We start from the raw sequence: 24,863 nt of genomic DNA, 5'->3' as shown, positions 1-24,863 counted from the left end.
TCATCGTGTCAGCAAAACTAAAACAGTTTAAATCTGAATTAACTGCAGAACTGGATTCCATTTTACAATATTGGTCAAAAAATACTATTGACAATCAAAATGGCGGTTTTATTGGTCAGATTGATTTTGAAGAACACATTATCGCCAATACCGAAAAAGGTGCCGTTTTAAATGCCCGGATATTATGGTCGTTTTCGGCAAGTTATCAAGTTACCCAAAAAGAAGAGCATAAACAATTGGCCAAAAGAGCATTTGAGTTTCTTTCAAAATATTTTTATGACTCCGAATTTGGCGGATTATTTTGGAGTATAAATGCGGACAAAACTCCAAAAGATACTAAAAATCAGATTTATGCTCTGGCTTTTGCGATTTATGGATTATCTGAATATTATGCTATTTCTAAAGAGGAAAAAGCTTTAGAAATAGCCATCAATTTATATTTAAAAATTCAGGAACATAGTTTTGATCCTGAAAACAAAGGCTATTTTGAAGCATTAACACGCGATTGGCAACCTATTGACGATTTGCGTTTGAGCGACAAAGATGCCAACGAGAAAAAGACCATGAATACACACTTGCATATTGTCGAGGCTTATGCAAATTTATTTAAGGTCTGGAAAGACAAAGCACTTCAAGACGCTATTATTGGATTGCTTGAAACCATTCACAGGCATTTTATAAATACCGAAAGCGGACATCTACGTTTATTTTTTGATGAAAAATGGGTCGAAAAACCAGATGTGATTTCATATGGACATGATATCGAAGCAGCTTGGCTTTTATTGCAATGCGCTGAAATTTCTGAAGATAGAAGTTTGATTTCGCGCTATAAAAAACACGCTGTTTTAATGGCCGAAGTTACCAAAGAAGGTCTTGATACTGATGGTGGCTTATGGTACGAACTCGATCCAAAAAACAATGAATTGATTGCCGAAAAACATTGGTGGGTTCAAGCCGAAGCTTTAATTGGTTTTTACAACGCCTATCAATTAACAGATGACGAAAACTATTTAGAAATTGCTTTAAAGAACTGGGATTTCATTAAAAAACACATTCTCGACACACAAAACGGCGAATGGTTCTGGGGCGTTTACCGCGATTATACTTTGATCGAAAAAGACAAAGCCGGTTTCTGGAAATGCCCGTACCACAACAGCCGAGCCTGTTTAGAACTTATTCAGAGAATAAAAGACTAATATTTTACTTTCAAATTTCAAATTAAGCTTTTTAAATAAATTCAAAATGAAAAATACTTTTCTGCACATTCTTTATATAAGCTTATCTTTTTTAGCTCTTTGTGGATGTTCATCAAATGATGAAAGTGACCCGCCAGTTGTAATTGATCCGCCAGTTGTGGTCGATACTGATCCGCTAACGACTGCAAATGCATCAACATATTTAGTTGATGCCAATGCGACAAAAGAAACGGTTGCTTTGTTTTATAATTTGAAAAAATTATCCAAAACTAAAACAGCAATTGGTCAGCAAGATGCTTTTAATAGTTTTTATCAAGATGTGGGAGGCGATTCTGATATCAAAAAAAATACGGGATTTGATCCAGCAATTTTAGGTTCAGATTTTATGTTTATTACCGATAAAAGTAATGACGGCACAGCAAGTAATTGGTTTTATCAGCAAGAACAAAAAATTGTTTCTGATGCAAAAGCCGCTTACGCGAAAGGTGCAATAAATACTTTTTGCTGGCATTTGAGAGAACCAAATAGAGAGGAATCTTTTTATGCTGCCGATATGACATCGGAACAAAAAACTACGGCTTTTAGAAGCATTTTACCGGGCGGAGCAAATAATGAATGGTACAAGAAAAAACTGGATAAAGTGGCCAGCGTAGTTTTGAATTTAAAAGGCACAAACGGCGAATTGATTCCGATAATCTTCAGACCTTTTCATGAATTTGATGGAAGCTGGTTTTGGTGGGGTGCGAGTTTTTCTACTGCCGATGAATATAAAAAAGCGTATCAATTTACCGTTGATTATTTAAAGAATACTAAAGGCGTACACAACATTTTATATGCTTTTTCTCCTGACAATTCATACACCACTCAAGCCGATTATTTGAGTCGTTATCCTGGTGATAATTATGTAGACATTATTGGAATGGATAATTATGGTGATTTTAATAATCAAGGACAAACTGGAGCCGACAGAGCGAACAGTAAACTAAAAATCCTTTCTGATTATGCTAAAACCAAAGTGAAAATTGCTGCTTTAACAGAAACTGGTTTTCGCGTAACAAGCACAACACCTGCGATTTCCGATTGGTTTTCGACTTTACTTTATAGCTCTCTAACTAAAAATGACATCCAAATAAGTTATGTAATGTTTTGGAACAACAATAAAGACGGATATTACGTGCCGAATGGTTCTGTTTCAAATACAAACGACTTTAAAAATTATAGCACAAAAACAAAATCGGCGTTAGTGAATTCTTTGCCGAAAATGTATGAATTGCCGAAATAGTTTTTTTGTTTCTGGTTTCAAGTATCAAGTTGTAACAACAAAATGTCTAGAATAACGGATTGCCCTAGCCCTGATAGAAGTGGAAATCCTTTTGTGCCGGGGTTCGGCACAAAAGATTGAAACGGATAGCAGGATTAGCTCCTAAAAAATACAAATAATGAAAAACAGATTTCTAAAAACCTTTTTTTTCGTACTAATTTTTTCTGCAATTGCTTGTCAGGCGCAGGAAAGAATTACGGTAAAAGGAACGCAATTTTATAAAGGCGATAAACCGTACGCGTATATTGGAACCAATTATTGGTATGGAAGTTTACTGGCTTCTAAAAAAGTTGGCGATAGAAAAAGATTGCTTCGTGAACTCGACTTAATGCAGAAAAACGGCATTGACAATCTTAGAATTTTAGTTGGCGGAGACGGCGGAAAATACGATTTTACGGTTCGCCCCGCTTTGCAATACGAGCAAGGAAAATATGATGAAGATTTACTTGACGGATTAGATTTTCTTATAAATGAAATGGGCAAACGCAAAATGTATGCGGTTTTGTACCTAACAAACAACTGGGAATGGTCTGGCGGAATGTCGCAATATTTAGAATGGAACGGCAAAGGCCCAGTTCCAGTTCCGGGCATTGCACCAAATACATGGCCACAATTTATGTCTTATACAGAACAATTTCATAATTGTGAACCTTGTATGCAAGCTTTAGAAAATCATGTAAAATTTATAATGGGAAGAAAAAATGCTTATTCTCATAAAAAATATACCGATGATAACACAATTATGGCCTGGCAAGTTGGGAATGAACCTCGAACTTTTACACCAGAAAACGAGGCAAAATTCACCGTTTGGCTAAACAACATTGTGAATTTAATGGACAGTTTAGATAAAAATCATTTGATTTCTACGGGTTCTGAAGGATTGAACAGCTCGAATGATGATATCAAAATTTTTGAAAGAACGCATCAAAATCCAAATATTGATTATTTGACCATGCATATTTGGCCTAAAAACTGGGGTTGGTTTAAAGCTGATAATGCTGAAAAAACTTTACCGCCAACTTTAGAAAATGCGGGAAAATATATTGATAAACATTTGGCTGTTGCAAACCATTTAAAACGCCCTATTATCATTGAAGAATTTGGTTTAGGAAGAGAAAACGAAAGTTTATTACCAACTTCATCAGTAGCAAATAGAGATGTTTTTTATAATTATATTTTTGGCCGTGTTGCTGAAAGTGTTAAAAATAACGGACCATTGCAAGGAGCCAATTTCTGGGGTTTTGGCGGTGAAGGAAAAGCCATTAACGAATCTGGAAAATGGAATCCCGGAGATCCTTTGACAACAGATCCTCCTCAAGAACCGCAAGGTTTGAATTCGGTTTTTTCTTCGGATAAATCGACATTGGATATTGTAAAAAAATACAATTTAGAATTCAAGAAAATAAGATTATAATTCATCCCTATTTTCGTAGAGACGCAGAGCGGTGCGCCTCTACGAAATAATTGGTGTTTTATGTTTTTCAAAAAACATTTTACGCTAATATCTTCTCAATCGCATTCAGTTCGTCCTGAGTAAATTCAGTATTTTGCAGACAATCAATATTATTACATAATTGCTTTACCGAACTCGCGCCAATTAAAACCGATGTAATTCGTTTGTCTTTTTGAAGCCAGGCCAAAGCCATTTGAGCCAAAGATTGATTTCTATTTTGTGCAATTTCATTCAACTGAATTAATTTCTGAATTCTTTCCTGCGTTACCTCATCTTCTTTTAAATGTCCGTTCGGATTGTGCGCTCTTGAGTTTTCCGGAATTCCGTTTAGATATTTATCTGTTAAAAGTCCTTGTGCCAAAGGTGAAAACGCAATACAGCCTACTCCTTTTTCTTCTAAAACATCCAATAAACCATCTTCAACCCAGCGTTGTAACATTGAATATTTAGCTTGGTGAATCAAACAGGGCGTTCCTAATTGTTTTAAAACATCAACCGCAACACGAGTCTGTTCCGCCGAGTAATTACTGATTCCCACATAAAGAGCTTTTCCGCTTCTAACGGCGTAATCCAAAGCCATCATCGTCTCTTCAATTGGCGTTTCAGGATCTGGGCGATGCGAATAAAAAATATCAACATAATCGACTTTCATTCGTTTCAAACTCTGATCGAGACTTGACAGTAAATATTTTCTAGAACCCCAGTCGCCATAAGGCCCATTCCACATTGTGTAACCCGCTTTAGTCGAAATTATAATTTCATCACGCAAATTGCCCTGAAAATTATGCCAAAGAATTTTACCAAAATTAGTTTCCGCAGAACCCGGAACTGGCCCGTAATTATTCGCTAAATCATAATGAGTAATTCCTTTATCAAAAGCTTCTACAGCAATACTTTCAGCATTATCAAAATTATCTACTGATCCGAAATTGTGCCATAATCCTAAGGAAATTTCAGGTAATAATAACCCGCTTTTTCCACATCTGTTATATTTCATTATTTTAGTTTAAGGTTGGAAGTTTAATAGGTTTTAAAGGTAAAAAAAACAAACCTGATTATTTTAAAATCAAATAGTGTTTTATTTTTGTAAATTTGTTTAAATAATAAAATTATGGAAAATAGCTGGCAAAATTTAATTTCAATAAATGCTGACATCAGATTTGGAAAACCTGTTATTACGGGAACAAGAATTTGTGTTTCAGATATTCTTTCATGGCTTTCAACAGGAATGTCTTTTGAAGAAATTATTGAAGATTTTCCCGAATTAAAAAAAGAACATATTCTTGCAGCTTTAGCTTTTGCTGCAAATAGAGAAAATATTACCAAAATAATTGCAGCGTAATGAAGTTACTTTTGGATGCCAATATTTCATGGAGAATAATTAAACTTATTGAAAATAATTTTCCAGATTGTTCACATGCTAATGAAATCAAAGTAAATCAACCAGCAAAAGACATTGAAATTTGGGAATTCGCCAAACAAAATAATTTTACAATTCTAACTCATGATGATGATTTTGAAAAATTGTTACTTTTAAAAGGTGCTCCACCAAAAGTTATTATTTTAAAAACTTTCAATAAAAACACTAAGCAAATTGCTGAAATTCTGATTTCAAAGAAAGAGATTATTGAATCATTTATTTTGAATAATGACTTAATGATTTTAGAAATTTATTAAATATAAAAAGTGAAAATCGTCACGAATTCACAAATTATTTGTTTTAAAAATTCGTGAATTCGTGGCGAAAAAAAATTTTTGCGCCTTTGTAACTTTGAACCTTTGCGCCTCTAAATAATTACTCTTTTATTTCAAAACCGTCTTGCAAACCTTTATCAGAACTTCCTCCGACCATTATTTTAAAAGTTCCTGGTTCAACTAAATACTTTCCTTCATTATTATAAAAACCAAGTTCCTTATCCGTTAAAGTAAAAGAAACTGTTTTCGTTTCCCCTTTTTTCAGATTAACCAATTCAAAACCTTTCAATTCTTTAATGGGACGAACGATACTCGCATATTCATCATGAATATACAATTGCACGACTTCTTTTCCATCATAATTTCCTGAGTTTGTAACCTCAACGCTAATTTGAACTTTTTCACCTTTTGCAAAAGCAGTTTTGTTCAATTTCAGGTTTTTATATTCGAAAGTTGTATAACTTAATCCAAAACCAAACGGAAACTGAGGCGTTTTTTCCACATCCATATAATGCGACCAGAAAACATTTTTATCACTGTCAATTGGTCTTCCTGTACTGTATTTGTTATAATAAATTGGCACCTGACCTACATTTCTTGGGAACGACATTGGCAATTTTCCACTCGGATTATAATCTCCGTATAAAACCTGCGCTACTGCATTTCCTGTCTGAGTTCCTAATTGCCAAGCTTCTACTATTGCCGGAACATTTTCTGCAGCCCAAGGAATACTCAACGGACGACCATTATTTAAAACCAAAACCACATTTGGGTTTACTTTATAAATTTCTTCCAATAATTCTTGCTGTAGACCAGGCAAATTTAAATCCGTTCTGCTTCTTCCTTCGCCACTCTGGAAACCGTATTCACCTAAAACCATTACTACAACATCAGCATTTTTTGCAGCTGTTTTTGCCGCTTCAAATCCGCTTTTATCTGTGGTGTTGAAAACTGTTTCTGTTAAAAAAGTTGCTTTTTGTTTCAACAAATCAACTCCTTTTTCAAAAGTCAATTGATTGTTTTTGTATTGCTGCATACCTTCTAAAACTGAAACCGCTGTATTATCATCAGCCGCAATTCTCCAACTTCCCAGTGGACTGTTTTTATCATTTGCCAAAGCGCCAATCAAAGCGATTTTTTGTCCTGATTTTTTCAGCGGAAGCAAGTTTTTCTCATTCTTCAATAAAACGATTGATTTCTTCGCCATGTCCAACACGCCATCGTTATTGGCTTTGCTTCCAACAACTTCTTTTTCCCGTTTTTCATCGCAATATCTGTAAGGATCATCAAACAATCCTAACTCAAATTTCACGCGTAAAATTCTTCTAACAGCATCATCAACCAAAGCTTCTTTTACTTTTCCTGATTTCACCAAATCAACTAGTTTTGCGACATACAAATACGATTCCATATCCATATCAGAACCTGCAATTACAGCTTTTGCCGTTGCATCAGCTTCGTCTTTTGCATATCCATGTGCAATCATTTCGCGAATCGAAGCATAATCTGAAATTACAAATCCGTCAAACTTCCATTTCCCTTTTAAAATATCCCTTTGTAAAAAGGCATTTCCAGTCGCAGGAACTCCATTCAGCGTATTAAACGAATTCATAAAAGTGCGAACTCCAGCTTCTACAGTGGCTTCAAAAGGAGGCAAAACCGAATTATACAATTTAGAATTACTAATATCCACAATATTATATTCCAATCCCGCTTCAACATAACCATACGCCGCAAAATGTTTCGCACAGGCTGCAATCGTATTTATTTTTGCCAAATCAGCAACCGTTTCGCCCTGAAAACCTTTTACTCTGGCATAACCCACTTTACTTCCCAAATACGGATCTTCTCCTGCACCTTCCATCACACGTCCCCAGCGCGCATCATTGGCAACATCCACGTTTGGCCCAAAAGTCCAGTTAATTCCAGATGCCGAAGCTTCATCAGCCGCAATCGCCGCCGATTTTTTAATCGCTTCCAAATCCCAACTCGCCGCTTCTGCCAACGGAATCGGACTTAACGTTTTATAACCATGAATTACATCAAAACCAATAATTAACGGAATTCCCAATCGGGTTTCTTCAACAGCAATTTTCTGTACCGCACGAACCTCTTTAACGCCTCGAACGGTCAACATCGAGCCCACTAATCCTTTTCGTAAATGTTCATATTTTAATTCCGCCGTTCCGCCTTTTGGTGCCGGTCCCGTCACATCCCAAAAACCGTTGTATTGATTCATTTGCCCCACTTTTTCCTCCAAAGTCATCAATGGCAAAAGCAAATCGATTCTTTGCTCAACAGTTTTATTTTTATCCAGATACGGCTTTTTTTGTGCATTCATATTTCCAACAGTAAACAGGGACAAAACCCCGATAATTATTATTTTTTTATTTTTCATGGTTAGTTTTTTTTAGATACTAAGGTACTGAGATACTAAGATTCTAAGCTTTCTCTTTTGGGCGTGTCCCTCCGGGTCGGGCTATCCGTTTCAAGTCCTCGCCTGTTCGTTCCTCACGGCTGTGGGCTTTCCACTTCTATCCCTCACGCAAACGGTTTCATGAGAACTTTTTCGGTTTAATTTTTCAATACAGAATCTTGTCATCCTGAGGAACGAAGACACAAAACATCTAAAGTCTAAAATCTTTCTTCTTTCTTCTATAAAAATCTAAAATCAAATCACTCCGTAATAAAACAAGAAGCCGGCAAATTGGCCTTATTAAACAAATCTGACTGAATAGTATTTCCCCAAGCAAATCTCACTTTTACAGGTTGAGATACTTTTTTACTTGACAAAATCACCTGATTATTTTTTATAGAAGCCTCCGCAGGAAAGAAATTCCCATCGGCTCCGGCCAATTCAAATTGATTCGAAATTTTATTTTTGAAATACAAACCTTCAGCATAATCAAACAAAACGGTGACTTTGTTTTTCTCGATTTTAATGTCTTTATAAAGCGGTCCGTTTACCAAATTTGAATTGACTTTATACGTTTCGGCAAGCGCCAAATTAGCTAAACGAATTCCAACTGACTTTTTATTCTTCGGATGAATATCAATCGTATCAGAAATATCAGAAGTCAAAACCATTCCGGTTCTCGAAACTTCTTTCAAAACTTTTCTTTGAGAATTTCGAACTGTTACGTTCGAAAAATTATTGCTACCGGTTTTATAAGGCGCAATTTGAACGTAGTAAAAAGGAAATTCATCATTCCAGGCTTTTCTCCAAGAAGTAATTAAAGCCAACAACGTTTTATCATAAACCAAAGAACCAACATTAGATTCGCCCTGATACCAAAGCGTTCCAGCAATTTTAAACCCAACAAAAGGATAAATCATAGCATTATAAGCGCGCCCAGGCTGACGTGGTCCGTATTCCTGCTCGTTAAGTTTTTTGGCATTTTCTAGTAGAATTGGATCATTCTGAACAACTCCTTCCGGCATCCAGATTTCTGCTGGAGTTCCGCCCCAATTGGACGAGATTAATCCGATTGGAACATTTTTTAAATCTTCGCGTAAGCGTTTGGCAAAGAAGTAGCCAATTGCGCTAAAGTATTTCATCGTTTCCGGCGTCGACTCAACCCAGTTTCCAAGTAAATTATTTTGTGGTGAAGTTGATGTTAACTTTGGAACAGTAAAAAAACGAATATTCGGATTTTTTGCGTTTTTCATTTCCTCTTCTCCATTATCAATTCCCCAACTTACAGCCATTTCCATATTCGATTGCCCGGAACAAACCCACACTTCGCCAATTAAAATATTTTTTAAGACAACTTCATTATATCCTTTTATGTAAATCGTAAAAGGTCCGCCTGCTTCTGGAGTTTTAATCAATAATTCCCATTGCGCCTGATTGTTGGCAACAGTTTTATATTCCTGATTATTCCAGCTTGAAAACAATTTGATTTCTTCTTTTGGATTTGCCCAACCCCAAATCTTAATTTCAGAGTTACGCTGTAAAACCATATTATCGCCAAAAATATTCGGAAGTGTAACGTTTGCCATCATAGTACTGGAAATCAACAGAAAGAAAACAAACTTAAATATATTATTTTTCATTTAATAGCTTTTTTAAAAACGGAGCATATTGATCGGCCATCATTTTTTGATCAGCAACATCCGGATGTCCTAAACAGCCTTTCGGTTTCATTGGTTTGAATTTGAAAATCAAAATTGATTTGTGCGCTTTATCATTCGCGAAAGCATTTTTAACTTTATTCAGACAAGCTTCAAAAACAACTGCCTTTTCGCCATTAACCATTGGACTGTTTGTAATAACAATTTGCGCTTTAGGATTGTGTTCAAAAAGCATTTTGATGAAATTAATGTAATTCGAAACGTATTTTTCAGGATTAAAAGGCAAACGTTCTTTTTTTCCGTCTCCGCCAGAAAAATCATTTGTTCCCAAAGCAATACTGATAATATTTGGCTGAAAAGCAAAATCATATTTAGGTTTAGAATTATCTTTTGTCAAATACAAATTTTGATACACCTCAGGCATTATAGGCTCATTTATATTTTCGTCGTTCCAGTTTCGGTACATCCCAATTCCGGAAACAGAACTAGTCAAATAATCAACGTCAATTGCTCTTGAAAGTGTTGGTCCATAAGCATAGTATCCATTATGATGATCCATATATTCTCCTTTGTCGCAATCAACAGCATCACTGGCTGCGGCACAAGTAATAGAATCGCCAATAAATTCGATTTTCTTTTTCTTTTTAAATGAAATTGAAGTCAGTTTTGCAGTCGTTCCTGCAAATAAAATACCGCCAGTACGTGCTTCGGTATTTTTATAAATTTCGAGAAGATGTACTTTAGATTTGCTCGTTGCTTTTATTGGAAAAGACTGTGCTGCACCTTTTTCTATTCTAATTTTTCCAAGGTATTTTCCGTCCAAAACTAAAGCAACATAATTATGATGCTCATAAGAATCAATGCTCTGAAGTGAAATTGAACATTCGTTTCCTGTAAAATTAAATGAAACCGAAGAAGCCGTTCCAATCAAAACAACATTATCATTCTGAAGTTTTTCGATTCGACCTTCGTATAAAAAAGTTTTATTTTGATTTTGGATTTGTGAAACGCAATCAGTCTCAGCCAATAAAAACAAAATCAAAAGAGGTATTTTTTTCAAAAACATAAGTTATTTGTTAAATATAAATAGGATTCACAAATATATTTGAAATCAAGTAGACAGAAAGATACTAAAACATCAAAATGCAATAAAAAAATACCACATACATGTATACGTTTTAGTTTTTCTGTTGTTTATTCTTACAAATTCATCTTAAAGCGCTTCTTTACTATTCAAAAACAAATTATCTTTATAAAAACAACATTAGCAAAAATGAAATCATTCTTTTATATATCTATCTTTTCAACTGTTATTTTATGCTCTTGCTTTACGTCAAAAGAAGAACATAAAACAAAAACAATTCAAAAAACGCAGGCTGCTATTGAACGAGATTCAATTATAAATTATGCAAAAAAATATTTAGGAACTCCTTATTTATATGCAGGCAATAATCCAAAAAAAGGTTTTGACTGTTCGGGTTTTGTCAGTTATGTTTTCAAAAACTATGGTGTGACTTTACCAAGAAGTTCTGGCGAATACAAAAACATTGGAACAAAATTAAATCCTGAAGATTTTAAAATTGGTGATATTTTGGTTTTTTACGGGTACAAAGACAAAACAATTATAGGGCATCTGGGCATTATTTGTGAAGCCAATGGAATGAAATCGAAATTTATTCATGCATCGTCAGGCAAAGCGCAATGCGTAACCATCACCTCATTAGATACCGAGCATTATACCAATCGTTTTTACAAATGCATTGACGTTTTGACGAAATAGTTTTGCCACAAATTACACGAATTCGTGGCAAACTTTCTTACTCTTCTGTCAAAAGCTTAATCAGGCTTTCATCTCTTTGATAAATGTCTTTATAAAAATTTAGATTTCCTTTTCGGTCCACCCAAGCAGTAAAATAACCAATATAAACGGGAACTTTCTTTTTTAATGTGTACCAGCTTTCTTTTCCGGCATGCATTGCTTTGTCAATTCTGGCGGGTGTCCATTGCGGATCATTTTTCAATAATTCTATAGCCAGTTCACGAGGTTTTGCAACACGAACACAACCATGGCTGAAGGCTCTGCTTTCTCTTTCAAACAAACTTTTTGCTGGTGTATCATGCAGGTAAATATTGCTTGAATTTGGAAATAAAAACTTCACTAAACCAAGTGAATTATTTTTTCCGGGAAGTTGGCGAACGGCGCCGTTATTCCATTCTAGATTCTTCTTTTGCAAATAATTTTTATCCTTTGCCATTCCGGGTTTAATCTCCGAATTGATAATACTTGTTGGAACATTCCAATAAGGGCTAAAAACAATATTATTCATCATTCCGCTGAAAATAACGGTTTTTGTCATCGCTTTTCCTACTACAACTGGCGAAATAAAAGCAATTTTTCCGTCCTCAATTATATACAATCTAAATTCAGGAATATTGACTTCGATGTATTTTTTTCCTTTTTCCAATTCAGGATCAATCCATCGGCAACGCTCCATATTAACGATAATCGTTTTGATTCGGTCTGAAACCGGAATATTCAAATCGTCAATATGTTCTTTCAGAATACTGTTTTTTGGTGTATAGCCATGACGCAGCTCATATGTTTTCATTGCATTAATCAAAACCGTATCGCAAACCGCACTTTTACTATCTTCTTTAATATCTTTTGTAGCAAAGAGCCTTTCTCTAATTTGAGTCACAATTGCAGACGAATCACCTAATTTCAAGTTTTTAAACTCTTCGCCAGTTTCAATTGTTTTCCACCCGCCTTTTTTTTCAATATCACGATATTGTTTTAAAACATCGCGCAGTTTATAATACTGGCTGAACATTTTGCTTTTATGATCATCATTGATGGTTGATTTTTGAAAAATGGAATCGGTCAGCGCGCGGTAATTCAGTTTTTTTCTCGGCAAAAGCCATTCAAGCGAAATACTAGTTTTTTCGTCAACACCAGAATATACTTTTTCGGCATAATAGAAATACAGATTTGAAATCATTAAATCTGTACTTTCTTTTGAAAGTTTATTATCGTTGTTGCTTTCAAAAACAGCATTGATTTCTTTATAAGGAAAATTGGCTTTTAGTCCTTCTTCATCAAGACCTTTATATTTATTAAATAAAGTATGTGCAAATTCATCAATTCCTTTATTATCCTGCCACAATTGAGTCGATTTATTCTTTTTGTATAAAGCCTGAACCTCATCCTGAAATTTATCAAGTTTTGGGTATGTAGTATAAAATGCAGCAATTTTTGTACTATCAATTGACAGTCGGAGTTCAGGTAGCTCGGCTTTGACTTTTATTTGATTTTCTTCTTTTTTATCTCCTTTTGAATTACATGAAACAACAACAAAAAGGCTTATAACGGCAATAAACGGACACCAGATTTTCATAATACAATTTTTAATAAAAATAGGAAAGTTTTAATAAATACAAACTTTTCCAAAATGAAATTTTCAATAAATCCTTAGAATACAAACAAATAAAAAAAAGCCCCAAATACGCAACATATTTGAGGCTTACGATATAACCAACCTATTAAAATTCTATTAGATAACGGTTCCTTTTAAAGTAAGTACTTTAGGAGTCGTTTCGGCACTAGTTGTAACGGTTACCGTTTTTGTAAAACCGCCTTTGTTTGCTGCATTGTAAGTCGCAGTAACTTTAGCTGTTTTTCCTGGCTGAATTGGCTCTTTTGTATAATCTGTTGCTGTACAACCGCAAGAACCCTGAACATTTGTAATTACGACAGCTGTTTTTCCTGTGTTTTTGAATTCGTAAACAATAGCTTTTGGAGTTCCCTGCGGAATTTGTCCAACATCGATTGTTTCAGCTTTCCAAACAATTGTTGAAGCTGTTTCAATTTTTTCTGTTTTAGTTGCTAACGATTTTACCGGTGCAACTGCAGAGAAAGACATTAAGCCTAATGCCAAAACTAACATGGAGATTTTAATCATTTTCATAGTTAAATATATTTAATGGTTTATTGTTCTAAATTTCTATTTCAAAAGTATTTCAGATAAATTCAAATCGCTGTTAACCGGTCTCAAATCTTTGTTAACGACTTGTTAAGGGGTGTTTTTAAGCATAAATTTGATTAATATTACACTTTTAAAAAGCCATTTTTTCTTGAAAGTAAACAAACTCAACAGTATTATCCTCCTCGGATTAATTGCCATTATTAGCATATTGGTAGCGCAATTGCTTTGGACAAAAGAGGCATTTACATTAGAACAAAAAAAACTGAGCCAAAAAGCTCATATTGCCTTGCTTGAAGTTTCCCGAAAATTATATGAAGGAACTGATCACGAACATTCTTGCCAAAATCCTGTTCAAAAAATTTCGAACGATTATTATATTGTCAACATTGAGAATGATTTTGAACCCGATATTTTGGAATTTTATTTGAAATCGGAATTCAAAAAAATGAATATTACGACCGATTTTGAGTATGCTATGTACAATTGCCAAAGTGACGAAATGGTTTACGGCGATTATGTTTCTTTGTCTAAAAAAGGAAAACAAAACAAGACCGTATATTTTCCTAAACATAAAAATCTGGTTTATTATTTTGCCGTTCGTTTCCCGAATGAAACTACATATTTGTTTAGTTCCATGCGTTTTTGGTTTGTGCTTTCGACCGCGCTTATTCTGATTTTACTCATTTATGTGTATTCTATTTTTAAGCTTTTACAGCAAAAAAAATACTCAGAACTGCAAAGGGATTTCATCAATAATATGACGCATGAATTTAAAACACCTTTATCTTCTATTTTGATTGCTTCGAAATATCTAATCGAACAAAATCCGATTAAGGAAGACAAAAAGCTGCATACTTATACCGATATCATTATCAAACAGAGTCATAAACTGAATAATCATATTGAAAAGATTCTGAACATTGCAAAGTCGGATTATGTGCCTTTGGAAATAAAAAAAGAAACCGTTTTAATTGTTCCTATTATTGAAGAAACGATTGAAAACATTCGATTAAAATATCCCGAAGCCAATGTTAGAATTGAATCGGCATCGGCAGAATATAAAATTGAAACTGATGTTTTTCATTTCCATAATTTGGTTTACAATTTATTAGACAATGCCATAAAATACTGCACTGACAAACCCGATATTCTGGTTCAGATTAGTTCACATAATCAAACTTTAAAATTGGCTTTTGTTGACAATGGAATCGGAATTCCGGTTAAAAACATTTCTTTTATATTTGATAAATTTTATCGCGTAAAAAACGAAAAAAGCAATGAAGTAAACGGTTTTGGTCTTGGCTTGTATTATGTAAAAGAAATATGCAACCTTCAAAACTGGAAAATAAAAGCCGAAAATAATTCAGAAAAAGGCGTTACAATAACTTTGTCCATTCCTTATAAAAAATGAAACAGTTCAAAATACTTTATACCGAAGATGATGAAACTTTAGCTTTTTTAACCAAAGATAATTTGGAACAAAGCAATTACGAAGTTGTGCATTGCTGCGATGGAGAATCGGGGCTTCAGACTTTTAAAAAAGAAAAATTTGACATTTGCATTTTTGATATTATGATGCCAAAAATGGATGGTTTTGATTTGGCGACCGAAATCAGGAAATTAAATACTGACATTCCGATTATTTTTCTTTCGGCCAAAACTTTAAAAGAAGATCGAATTAAAGGACTTCGTTTAGGTGCCGATGATTATTTGGTAAAGCCTTTTAGTATTGAAGAATTGATTTTGAAAATTGAGATTTTTTTAAAGCGTTCACAGAAAAATGTTCCGTTAGAAAAATCAGTTTATGAAATTGGAAAATATCAATTTGACATCAATAATTTTATTCTTTTTAATGAAAGTGAAAAAATCAGCCTGACGCAACGCGAAGCCGAATTGCTGAAACTTTTTCTAGACAACAAAAATCTAGTTTTAAAAAGAGAACAAATTTTGACCGCTCTCTGGGGAACCGACGATTATTTCATGGGGCGAAGCCTTGATGTTTTTATTTCCAGACTTCGCAAGATTTTAACCGGTGAGAAAGGAATCTCAATTGAAAACCTGCACGGAATTGGTTTTAGATTTTCTGTTGAATAATTTTTATTCTTCGTATAAATCTTAACAATTCTGCTAAAAATAAAGAAAAATCTGTAAATGGATTTTAAAAAATCTTTGTATTTTTAAGTTCTAATTTTGTCAGATATGAAAATACATCATTTGCGAAATGCGACTTTAGTAATTGAAACCGAAAAGCATGTAATTCTGGTTGACCCAATGTTGGGGAAAAGAAAAACAATTGCTCCGTTTACTATTTTTCGTTACAAACCAAAAAGAAATCCGCTTGTTGCTTTGCCAAAAAACAGCCGGGAAATTTTGAGCAGAGTAACGCATTGCTTAATTACGCATTTACATCCTGATCATATTGACAAAGCCGGAGAAGTTTTTTTAAGACGAAAAAGCATTGCTGTTATTTGTAGTACAAAAGATGAAAAAGAACTCTCGAAAAGAGGTTTGAATATTGTTCACACACTTAATTACTGGGAACCTCAACCTTTTCTTGATGGTAAAATTATTGGGATTCCGGCGCTTCACGGCTACGGATTCATTGCTAAACTTATGGGTAATGTAATGGGATTTTATATTGAACTTGCCGATGAAAAATCTATTTACATAAGTTCAGATACCATTTTTACTGACGATGTTCAAAAAGCATTAATTGAACTTAAACCTGATATTGCAACCGTTGCCTGCGGAACTGCGCGATTGGATATTGGCCAGCCTTTATTAATGCGAATGAACGATATTTTGAAATTTACAGCACTTGCACCCGGAAAAGTTTTTGCCAATCATCTTGAAGCCTTAAATCATTGTCCTACAACCCGTGAAGAATTAAAAAAAGCGCTTTTAGAAAATGATCTTTTGTCTAAAACTGCTATTCCTAGTGATGGGACTTTTGTGGAATATTGATTTATAATTTATAAAACCAACAATCCAAATTCCCGCAACGTACTTACAGGCTTTGAATACCAAAACAATTCAAAATCTTCCAATTGCGTTTCGAAATCATTTTTCACTTCCTGAAAAGTATAATTTTTAGTCGCTGAAACTGAAATATTTCTCAAAATAGAAAGTAGCCATTCGCCTTCATCTTTGCTGGTTTGAATGGCAAAACTTTCTTTTTTATCATGAAAAGTCAATGACATCATTTCCCAGCTTTTGCCTTTTTTGGATTTTGTAAAAATTTCAGCTGATGGTTTTCCTCCAAGCCAAACTACTTTTGCATTTGGTTTTATACTGAAATCATTTTGCTCCTCTAAAGCATTAAAAATAAAATCGGGATGGATTTTTGTTTTCGGAATTTTAAAATCGAACCAATCCTGCAGTTCGTAATCAAAGCAGATTCCGTGCATGAAATTAAAAAGTGATTTCTTTAATCCGAAACTAAATTTATCGTGATTGATTCCTGTTGAATCTGTGTAATCAATATCATTATTAGCAAAAGTTCCAATTAATTCTGTCTTTTTAGTTACGCCGAATTTCTCCGGATATAATCCCACCGGACTATGTGCCGTAAGCGCAAACTGATGCCAAAATCCAGATTGTAAAACGCCAGCTTCAAACAATTGACGCACCATTTCAAGACTGTCAACTGTTTCCTGAATCGTTTGTGTAGGATATCCGTACATCAAATAAGCATGCACCATAATTCCGGCTTCAGTAAAATTTCGGGTAACTTTAGCAACTTGTTCGACTGTAACGCCTTTATCTATTAATTTCAATAATCGGTCTGATGCAACTTCTAAACCTCCAGAAACTGCGATACAACCGGAAGCTTTCAGTAATAAACATAAATCTTTTGAAAAGCTTTTTTCAAAACGAATATTCGTCCACCAGGTTACAGCTAATTTTCTTTTTAGTATTTCAAGCGCCACAGCACGCATTAATGCCGGCGGAGCAGCTTCATCAACAAAATGGAATCCGTTTTGTCCTGTTTGCTGTATTAATTCCTCCATTCGGTCACAAAGCAAGCTTGCGGCAACTGGTTCGTAAACTTTTATATAATCTAAAGAAATATCACAAAAAGTACATTTTCCCCAATAACAGCCATGCGCCATGGTGAGTTTATTCCAGCGTCCGTCACTCCACATTCTATGCATTGGATTTACGATTTCTATAACTGAAATGTATTTATCCAAAGGCAAATCTGAATAATCAGGCGTTCCAACTTGTGACTGTTTATAATCGTGTTTTAAAGAATTGTTTTTGTAAACTACTTCTCCATTTTCTAATAAAAATGTTCTTTTAAAACGCTTCTCATCCCTCGACTCCGCTCGGGATGACAAATTATCAACAAGTTCTTCAATCGGAACTTCGCCATCGTCTAAAGTGATGAAATCAAAAAACTCAAAAACACGTTTATCTGAAAGCGAACGTAATTCGGTATTCGGGAAACCGCCACCCATTGAAATCTTAATTTCCGGATGATTTTGTTTGACCCATTGTGCACATCGAAAAGCACTATATAAATTTCCAGGAAATGGAACAGAAATTAAAAATAATGTAGGTTTTACAGCTTCGATTTTAGTTTTTAAAAGTGAAATTAAAATCGAATCAATATAAGTTGGTGCTTGTTGAAGCGCTTCGTATAATTCATCAAAAGAATTGGCGCTTCGGCCTAAACGTTCGGCATATCGGCTGAAGCCAAAATTTTCATCGACGCATTCAACAATAAAATCGGAGATATCTTCGAGATATAAAGTCGCCAAATGTTTTGCTTTATCTTGCGTTCCCATTGTACCAAAAGCCCAATCGAGTTCTTCTAAATGTGCAAAACGTGAGGCTTCTGGAAGAAAATCTTCCTGACAAATTTGTAAAGCCAATGTTGGATTTTTCCCTTGCAGAAATTGAATTACAGAATCAATTGTTTTGATGTATTCATCCTGTAGTGCAAAAATTCGCTTTGAATTATCTGAAATTTCATTTCCAATAATTTCAAACTTAAAACTTGAAGCTTGAAACAAATCCAAAAGTCCTTTTTTCGAAAACAATTCCAAAATCACATCAATACCTAAATCTGCCTGAACGGATTCGATATTTTTAGTGTTTAAAAAACCTTTTATATACGCCGTCGCCGGATACGGAGTATTCAGTTGTGTAAATGGAGGCGTAATTACAAAAAGTTTCGTTTTCAAAAGGGAATTATTTTTTTTTGCAAAAATACGGGTTATTAAGGACTTTTTCAGGAAAAGATTTTAGTTGATGGTGTTTTGATTTTTTGATTTTATCTTGTAGGATAATTAATTACATTTGCTTCAATCCAAATTTATCAAATGAAACAAAAATTACTATTAATATTTTTCTTTTTTTCAATATTTTGTTATTCTCAAGAAAACTGTAATAATGGAATTGACGATGATGGTGATGGAAAGATAGACTTAAACGATGAAGACTGTATTTGCAATAAGACTGCTTCAATTTTAGCGAATTCTTCTTTTGAAGATAAAACTAGTTGTCCTTATAATGCAAATGATTTGACTCCGGTTCTCTCTTGGACAAGAGGAACACAACCTTCTCCTGATTATATAAATTGTCAAAAATCTAGTATTATTTATGATAAAAAACTTGATAATTTTCCTGATGGCGACGGAATAATTAGAGCTGAATATAAAAACAGCAGTAAAGAATATTTGGCAACTAAACTACAAACTCCATTAATTGCAGGTAAAAAATATCAATTAAAATTAAATATTGCTACCTTAATTAGTAATGATATTTCTGATCATGGAAACAAAGAGTACGATTTCGATTACTTAGAGCCTATCAATATTACCTTATTTGGATGTAATAATCGTGATAATTTACCTTTGTATACAAATGATAGTCCAAATACATTTGACCCAACTTGGATTGAAATTGGTCATGTTACATATCAGCCGCAATCAAAATGGGGCGAAATAACTATTAGTTTCACTCCTACTATAGATGTAAACTCAATAATGCTTGGCGCTCCATCTGGAAAATTACCTGCTTCATTTGACACTCTAGAATCTCCTGCACTACTTTATGATAATTTAGTTTTGAATACAGCTGAGAGTTTTGGAGTGACCATTTCTCAAACCGGATTTTTTTGTAATGGCAATTTACAGTTGACCGCTAATTTAACCAAGAATCTAAACTTAGGCACTGCTTACCAATGGTATAAAGAAGGAATTGCAATTAATGGGGCAACAAATAAAACTTATAACATATCATCAATACCATCTAATGTAGGAACTTATTCAGTTAAAATAACTAATGGTAGCGATTGTTTTATCAGTACGAATTTAACAATTAACAATTCGCTTTCAAGTCCAGAAACAACTGTCATTCAGCCCAACTGTAATACTATAAATGGAACAATAACTGTTAAAGAATCTGGATTGATTTATAGTTTCGACAATGGCAAATCTTGGCAGAATTCTCCAAGTTTTACAACCAATGGCCCCGGAAAATATTACGTTAAGACAAAATCTGCTTCTGGATGCATTTCTACACCTGCAATTGTAACAATCATTGATCCTGTATTATTAGACAGGCCATCATTTTCGATAATTCAGCCAACATGTTCTACAAATGGAAGTATTACGATTACAACACCAGCATCTGAATATAGTTTTGATGATGGTGTGACTTGGAGTGCTAACGCTACTAAAACCAATTTACCTGCGGGAAACTATAACATTAAAATTAAAAATAATTCTGGCTGCCAATCTTATTCACGTAGCATATTTCTTTTCATTCCTCATTTAGATTACCCTAAATATACCTTTACAATTCCTACTTGTAATTCAGGAGGAACTATCACTATTACAACACCTGCATCTGAATATAGTTTTGATGATGGGGCAACATGGACCACAAATCCTACTGCAACGAATTTAGATCCTGGCTACTACTTAATAAAAATTAAAGATCAATATGGCTGTGAATCTAATTCCCCTTTAGAATACATTTATTTGAAAAAATTTTATGTGCCGTTTCCTAAAATAAAAAAAGTAGATCCTACTTGTGGGAAACCAGGTTCAATAAGTATTTTGACAGTTGCCGATCAGTATAGTTTTGATAATGGTCAAACGTGGACTACTAATCCTAATGCTACTAATCTGACTTCAGAATATTATTCTGTAAAAACAAAAAATGAAATAGGGTGTGAATCTGAGGCATATCTTGTTCACCTAAATCCTTATTATCTTCCACCTGCTAATTTTACAATTAAATATGCTACTTGCAGAGATACTGGAAGCATTACAATTACAACCCCAGCATTTGAATATAGTTTTGATCGTGGTGTAACTTGGACCAAAAATCCAACAAAGGTAATCCCTACAGTTTTTTCAGATTTTTTAATTGTTATTAAAAATGAATTTGGCTGTACAACAGAACCTCAATACGCATATGCATATCCAGAGCCATATACGGGCGATACTCAGTACAGAATAAATAAAAACGTAACCTGCGATTCAGGAGCCAGCATTACCATTACCTCAGCAGGATCTGAATTTAGTTTTGATAATGGGACTACGTGGTCTTCAAATCCTACTGCAGACAACCTAAAACCTTCTGACTATTATTTAATAGCGAGAACCAGTGATGGTTGCTCAACTTATCAAGCCAGAGTTTCGGTTTATGATGTTAATTTAGATTTTCCAACTTATTCTGTTATCCAGCCCACATGTAATAACAAAGGGACTATTACAATTACTACTCCTGCGGATTTTTACAGTTTTGACAATGGAGAAACCTGGGGAACAAACCCAACAAAATCTAACTTGGAAGAAGGCAATTATCAAATTATGATAAAGAATGCATCTGGATGCAAGAGTTTGCCATTTAACATCCATATTTTCTCCACTTTCTTTGAAGCGCCATACTGCAATATTACCCAGCCAACAGAATGTGGACCTAATGCAACTGGAGGTATTACAATAATTACTCCTGCTGCCTTTTACAGTTTTAATGATGGTGCGACATGGAGTACAAATCCTACTGCTACAAATTTACCGATAGGTTCTCAGTATCGTGTACGAATAAAAAACAGTAGTGGCTGTATTTCAGAAAGCGTCTACATAGAATTTACGCCTTTTGAATTAAAAAGTGCCCAATATACCTATACTGACCCAACTTGTGATAAAGGAGGCAGTATTACTATTACAACTCCTGCGCCTTACTATAGTTTTGATGGTGGTGAAACTTGGGGTACTAACCCAACTGCTACAAATTTGCCCAAAGGTTATTATCATCCAAGAATCAAAAATGAAGCAGGCTGTCTTTCACCTTTATATTATAGCGTAAATTTTAATGAACCAAAATTAAGTTATCCAACCTTTCGCGTTACACAACCAAAATGTGGAATTCCCGGAAGCATTATAGTTGATACTCCTGCTTCACAATACAGCTTTGACGGTGGAAGAACATGGAGTAACTCAAATAAAGTTTTAGACATACCAGCTTCAGTTAATTCGGACAATTACGAGATAATGATTAAAGACGAAACAGGTTGTGAATCTTATCAAATAATTGCACCTATTTATCCTGTTTATTTAGATCCTCCTGATTACTCAACTATTAAACCAACTTGTCAAGTTGGAGGAGGCATTTCTATTGACCCAATTGGAGCCGAATATAGTTTCGATAACGGATTAACATGGAGCAAAAGTCCAATTGCTACAGATTTAGAAGAAGGAAATCATTTTATAATTATGAAAAATGAGTTAGGCTGTCAATCATATCCTTTAGCTGTTTACATACCTAAATTTTATCTTAACGAACCTTCGTTTACAGTCATACAAGCTAATTGTGACATTTTAGGAAGTATAAAATTTACCACTTCAGCCTCTGAATATAGTATTGATAATGGAGGTACCTGGACTTCAAATCAAATATTTTCTGATTTAAAACCCGGGAATTATTATTTAAAAATTAAGGATTCATTTGGATGTGAGTCGAATTCTAAATCCATTACACTTTCTGATTTGAACCCTGCCCCTGTCCAGCCACGTATTACAGTTGAACAACCTAGCAGTTGTACCTCTGCAGTAGGATTCATTATAGTTAACACAAATGCTTATCAATATAGCTTTGATGATGGACTTACCTGGGGTATAAATCCTCAAGTTGGACTAGATCCTGGTGATTATTTTGTTAAAATTAGAAATAGCGCAACAGGCTGTCCATCACCTTCTACTAAAGCAACAATTAATCGTCCTTTAGACGCTGTAAAAGTACCAACTTACACAATTTCGCAGCCTATCAGCTGTACAAATCCTTTTGGAATAATAACAATAACAACTTTAGCTTCAAAATATAGTTTTGACAATGGGACAACATGGAAAACAAATCCAGATTCTGGAAATTTAGCTGTTGGAAATTATAAAATTAAAATTCAAAACGCTGCAGGATGTGAATCTGAAGCCGTCTCCATTCAAATAAATAAACCAGCAGATTCTCCAGCGATTCCGACATACAATATAACTGAACCAAACTGTAATAATAACCAAGGAAAAATAACATTTTCTTCTATTGCAACAGAATACAGCTTTGATAATGGTGCAACTTGGGGTGTTAATTCGGCTTCTTCATTTTTAAATCCTGGGGATTACTATATAAAAATAAAAAACTCCAATGGATGCATTTCTGAATCTATAAAAGCGACTATAGTACCTTTTGTCAATTCTATCCCAAAACCTGAAAATTTAAATTCAAAAATCTTCTGTATTCAGCAAAATGCAACATTAGCTAATATTCAAGTTACCGGACAAAATATAAAATGGTATGATGCCCAAACTGCTGGAACACTTTTATCCAATACAGCTTTACTTCAAAATGGCTTGACTTATTATGCATCACAAACCATCAATGGCTGTGAAAGTGACAGAACTCCTGTTATTGTTACAATTCAAAATACTTTGGCACCAACAGGAAATGCAAATCAGCCTTTTTGTACTGGACAAAATTCAACTATTTCCGACATTCAAATTACAGGAACTTCAATAAAATGGTATGACGCTTTAACAAATGGCTCTTTATTAGCAGAAACTACAAATCTTGTAAACGGTAAAACGTATTATGCTTCTCAAACTGTAAATAATTGCGAAGGCCCACGATTTGGGATTACGATTTCTATTGTGAATACACCTGCAGTTCCAATCGCAAATTTGAATCAATCATTCTGCAAAAATGAAAATGCAACGTTGAACAACATTCAAATCTCTGGACAAAATATAAAATGGTTTGATACAGCAATGTCTGCCTCAACTTTGCCAAACACAACTTTGTTAGAAAACAATAGAACTTATTACGCATCGCAGACTGTTGGATGCGAAAGTGACAGAACTCCTGTTTTAGTTCATGTTTATGATACGACATTGCCTACTGGAAATAATAGCCAACTTTTTTGCATTGATGAAAACGCAACAATTGCAAATCTGGCTGTTACTGGAACAAATATAAAATGGTACGATTCAGCAACAAACGGAGCTGTTTTACCAAAAGCAACTTTACTGCAAAATAAAATCTACTACGCAACCCAAACATTGAATAATTGCGAAAGTGAACGATTTGCCGTAACTGTAAAAATTCAGGATACACAAAATCCAATTGTAGACTCACCGCAAACATTCTGTATTCAGCAGAAAGCAAAAATTAGTGACATCAATATTTCCGGCGAAAACATAAAATGGTTCGAAAACACAACTTCGTCAATAAGTCTGCCGGAATCAATTTTGCTTGAAAACGGAATTACATATTATGCTTCAGAAACTATAAATGATTGTGAAAGCGAGAGAATTCCGGTCATCATCAATATTCTTGAAGCAACGGCGGGCAATTGCATCAATTTTGTTGAAGAAATCCCTTTTCCAAAATTCTTCACTCCAAATGGCGACGGCTATAATGATAAGTGGACGATGGATTTTGCTTATTTAGCACCAAATACTGAAATCAGAATATTTGACCGTTACGGAAAATTAATTAAAGAACTAAATAACAATACTGCTTGGGATGGGAATTATCTTGGACAAGAACAGCCGGCATCAGATTATTGGTTTATTGTTACACGAGCAAATGGTAAAGAATTTAGAGGGCATTTTAGCTTAAAAAGATAAAAA

At 34.2% G+C, this 24,863-nt stretch carries 17 protein-coding genes; 10 read left to right on the top strand and 7 right to left on the bottom strand.

The window, feature by feature from the left end; all coding sequences use genetic code 11:
• Positions 1-5: 5 nt before the first annotated feature.
• The 3 genes from ACWA1B_RS10835 (at position 6) to ACWA1B_RS10825 (ending at position 3,931) form a co-directional block, all read left to right on the top strand.
• Positions 6-1,196, top strand: a complete 1,191-nt coding sequence (locus ACWA1B_RS10835) for an AGE family epimerase/isomerase (RefSeq protein ID WP_456906742.1) — start codon at positions 6-8, stop codon at positions 1,194-1,196.
• 46 nt (positions 1,197-1,242) lie between these two features.
• A complete protein-coding gene (locus tag ACWA1B_RS10830) occupies positions 1,243-2,478 on the top strand; it encodes a glycoside hydrolase family 26 protein (RefSeq protein ID WP_456906740.1) in 1,236 nt (411 codons plus the stop codon).
• Between the two features lie 157 nt (positions 2,479-2,635).
• Positions 2,636-3,931: a glycoside hydrolase 5 family protein gene (locus tag ACWA1B_RS10825; RefSeq protein ID WP_456906738.1), complete on the top strand. Its 1,296-nt coding sequence runs from the start codon at positions 2,636-2,638 to the stop codon at positions 3,929-3,931.
• A gap of 79 nt (positions 3,932-4,010) precedes the next feature.
• Here the strand turns inward: ACWA1B_RS10825 and ACWA1B_RS10820 are convergent, their stop codons facing one another.
• Entirely contained in the window at positions 4,011-4,967 is a 957-nt protein-coding gene (locus ACWA1B_RS10820; RefSeq protein WP_456906736.1) for an aldo/keto reductase, read from the bottom strand.
• A gap of 114 nt (positions 4,968-5,081) precedes the next feature.
• Between ACWA1B_RS10820 and ACWA1B_RS10815 the strand changes: the two genes are divergently transcribed.
• Positions 5,082-5,312: a DUF433 domain-containing protein gene (locus tag ACWA1B_RS10815; protein ID WP_456906734.1), complete on the top strand. Its 231-nt coding sequence runs from the start codon at positions 5,082-5,084 to the stop codon at positions 5,310-5,312.
• A complete protein-coding gene (locus ACWA1B_RS10810) occupies positions 5,312-5,647 on the top strand; it encodes a DUF5615 family PIN-like protein (protein ID WP_456906732.1) in 336 nt (111 codons plus the stop codon). Before ACWA1B_RS10815 ends, ACWA1B_RS10810 begins: the two co-directional genes overlap by 1 nt.
• Positions 5,648-5,765: 118 nt before the next feature.
• Here the strand turns inward: ACWA1B_RS10810 and bglX are convergent, their stop codons facing one another.
• The 3 genes from bglX to ACWA1B_RS10795 form a co-directional block, all read right to left on the bottom strand.
• Positions 5,766-8,063: a beta-glucosidase BglX gene (bglX, locus tag ACWA1B_RS10805; RefSeq protein WP_456906730.1), complete on the bottom strand. Its 2,298-nt coding sequence runs from the start codon at positions 8,061-8,063 to the stop codon at positions 5,766-5,768.
• 278 nt (positions 8,064-8,341) lie between these two features.
• Positions 8,342-9,721: a sialate O-acetylesterase gene (locus ACWA1B_RS10800; protein WP_456906728.1), complete on the bottom strand. Its 1,380-nt coding sequence runs from the start codon at positions 9,719-9,721 to the stop codon at positions 8,342-8,344.
• On the bottom strand, positions 9,711-10,805 hold the full coding sequence (locus ACWA1B_RS10795; RefSeq protein ID WP_456906726.1) for an SGNH/GDSL hydrolase family protein: 1,095 nt from the start codon (positions 10,803-10,805) through the stop codon (positions 9,711-9,713). Before ACWA1B_RS10795 ends, ACWA1B_RS10800 begins: the two co-directional genes overlap by 11 nt.
• Positions 10,806-11,012: 207 nt before the next feature.
• Between ACWA1B_RS10795 and ACWA1B_RS10790 the strand changes: the two genes are divergently transcribed.
• Positions 11,013-11,519, top strand: coding sequence for a C40 family peptidase (locus ACWA1B_RS10790; protein WP_456906724.1), 507 nt, complete (start codon positions 11,013-11,015; stop codon positions 11,517-11,519).
• Between the two features lie 37 nt (positions 11,520-11,556).
• Here ACWA1B_RS10790 and ACWA1B_RS10785 read toward each other — a convergent pair whose 3' ends face one another.
• Complete coding sequence (locus ACWA1B_RS10785; protein WP_456906722.1) at positions 11,557-13,134, bottom strand: L,D-transpeptidase family protein; 1,578 nt, start codon at positions 13,132-13,134, stop codon at positions 11,557-11,559.
• A gap of 156 nt (positions 13,135-13,290) precedes the next feature.
• Positions 13,291-13,704 (bottom strand): DUF1573 domain-containing protein, encoded by a 414-nt coding sequence (locus ACWA1B_RS10780; RefSeq protein ID WP_035647800.1) that lies wholly within the window; start codon positions 13,702-13,704, stop codon positions 13,291-13,293.
• A 166-nt stretch (positions 13,705-13,870) separates the two neighbouring features.
• Here ACWA1B_RS10780 and ACWA1B_RS10775 point away from each other — a divergent pair, with 166 nt between their 5' ends.
• The 3 genes from ACWA1B_RS10775 (at position 13,871) to ACWA1B_RS10765 (ending at position 16,686) form a co-directional block, all read left to right on the top strand.
• Entirely contained in the window at positions 13,871-15,133 is a 1,263-nt protein-coding gene (locus ACWA1B_RS10775) for a sensor histidine kinase (RefSeq protein WP_456906719.1), read from the top strand.
• The gene (locus tag ACWA1B_RS10770; RefSeq protein ID WP_035647801.1) at positions 15,130-15,816 is read left to right on the top strand and encodes a response regulator transcription factor; all 687 of its coding nucleotides are present in this window, start codon (positions 15,130-15,132) and stop codon (positions 15,814-15,816) included. Before ACWA1B_RS10775 ends, ACWA1B_RS10770 begins: the two co-directional genes overlap by 4 nt.
• Positions 15,817-15,921: 105 nt before the next feature.
• Positions 15,922-16,686 (top strand): MBL fold metallo-hydrolase, encoded by a 765-nt coding sequence (locus ACWA1B_RS10765; protein WP_456906717.1) that lies wholly within the window; start codon positions 15,922-15,924, stop codon positions 16,684-16,686.
• Between the two features lie 8 nt (positions 16,687-16,694).
• On the opposite strand, the gene ACWA1B_RS10760 is transcribed toward ACWA1B_RS10765, so the two are convergent.
• Positions 16,695-18,911 (bottom strand): B12-binding domain-containing radical SAM protein, encoded by a 2,217-nt coding sequence (locus ACWA1B_RS10760; RefSeq protein WP_456906715.1) that lies wholly within the window; start codon positions 18,909-18,911, stop codon positions 16,695-16,697.
• A 138-nt stretch (positions 18,912-19,049) separates the two neighbouring features.
• Here ACWA1B_RS10760 and ACWA1B_RS10755 point away from each other — a divergent pair, with 138 nt between their 5' ends.
• A complete protein-coding gene (locus ACWA1B_RS10755) occupies positions 19,050-24,860 on the top strand; it encodes an Ig-like domain-containing protein (protein WP_456906713.1) in 5,811 nt (1,936 codons plus the stop codon).
• Positions 24,861-24,863 lie beyond the last annotated feature (3 nt).

This window comes from Flavobacterium xizangense (genome assembly GCF_054075145.1).
Note: the sequence above shows the minus strand (reverse complement) of the source record. Positions and strands in the feature narration are given on the sequence as shown.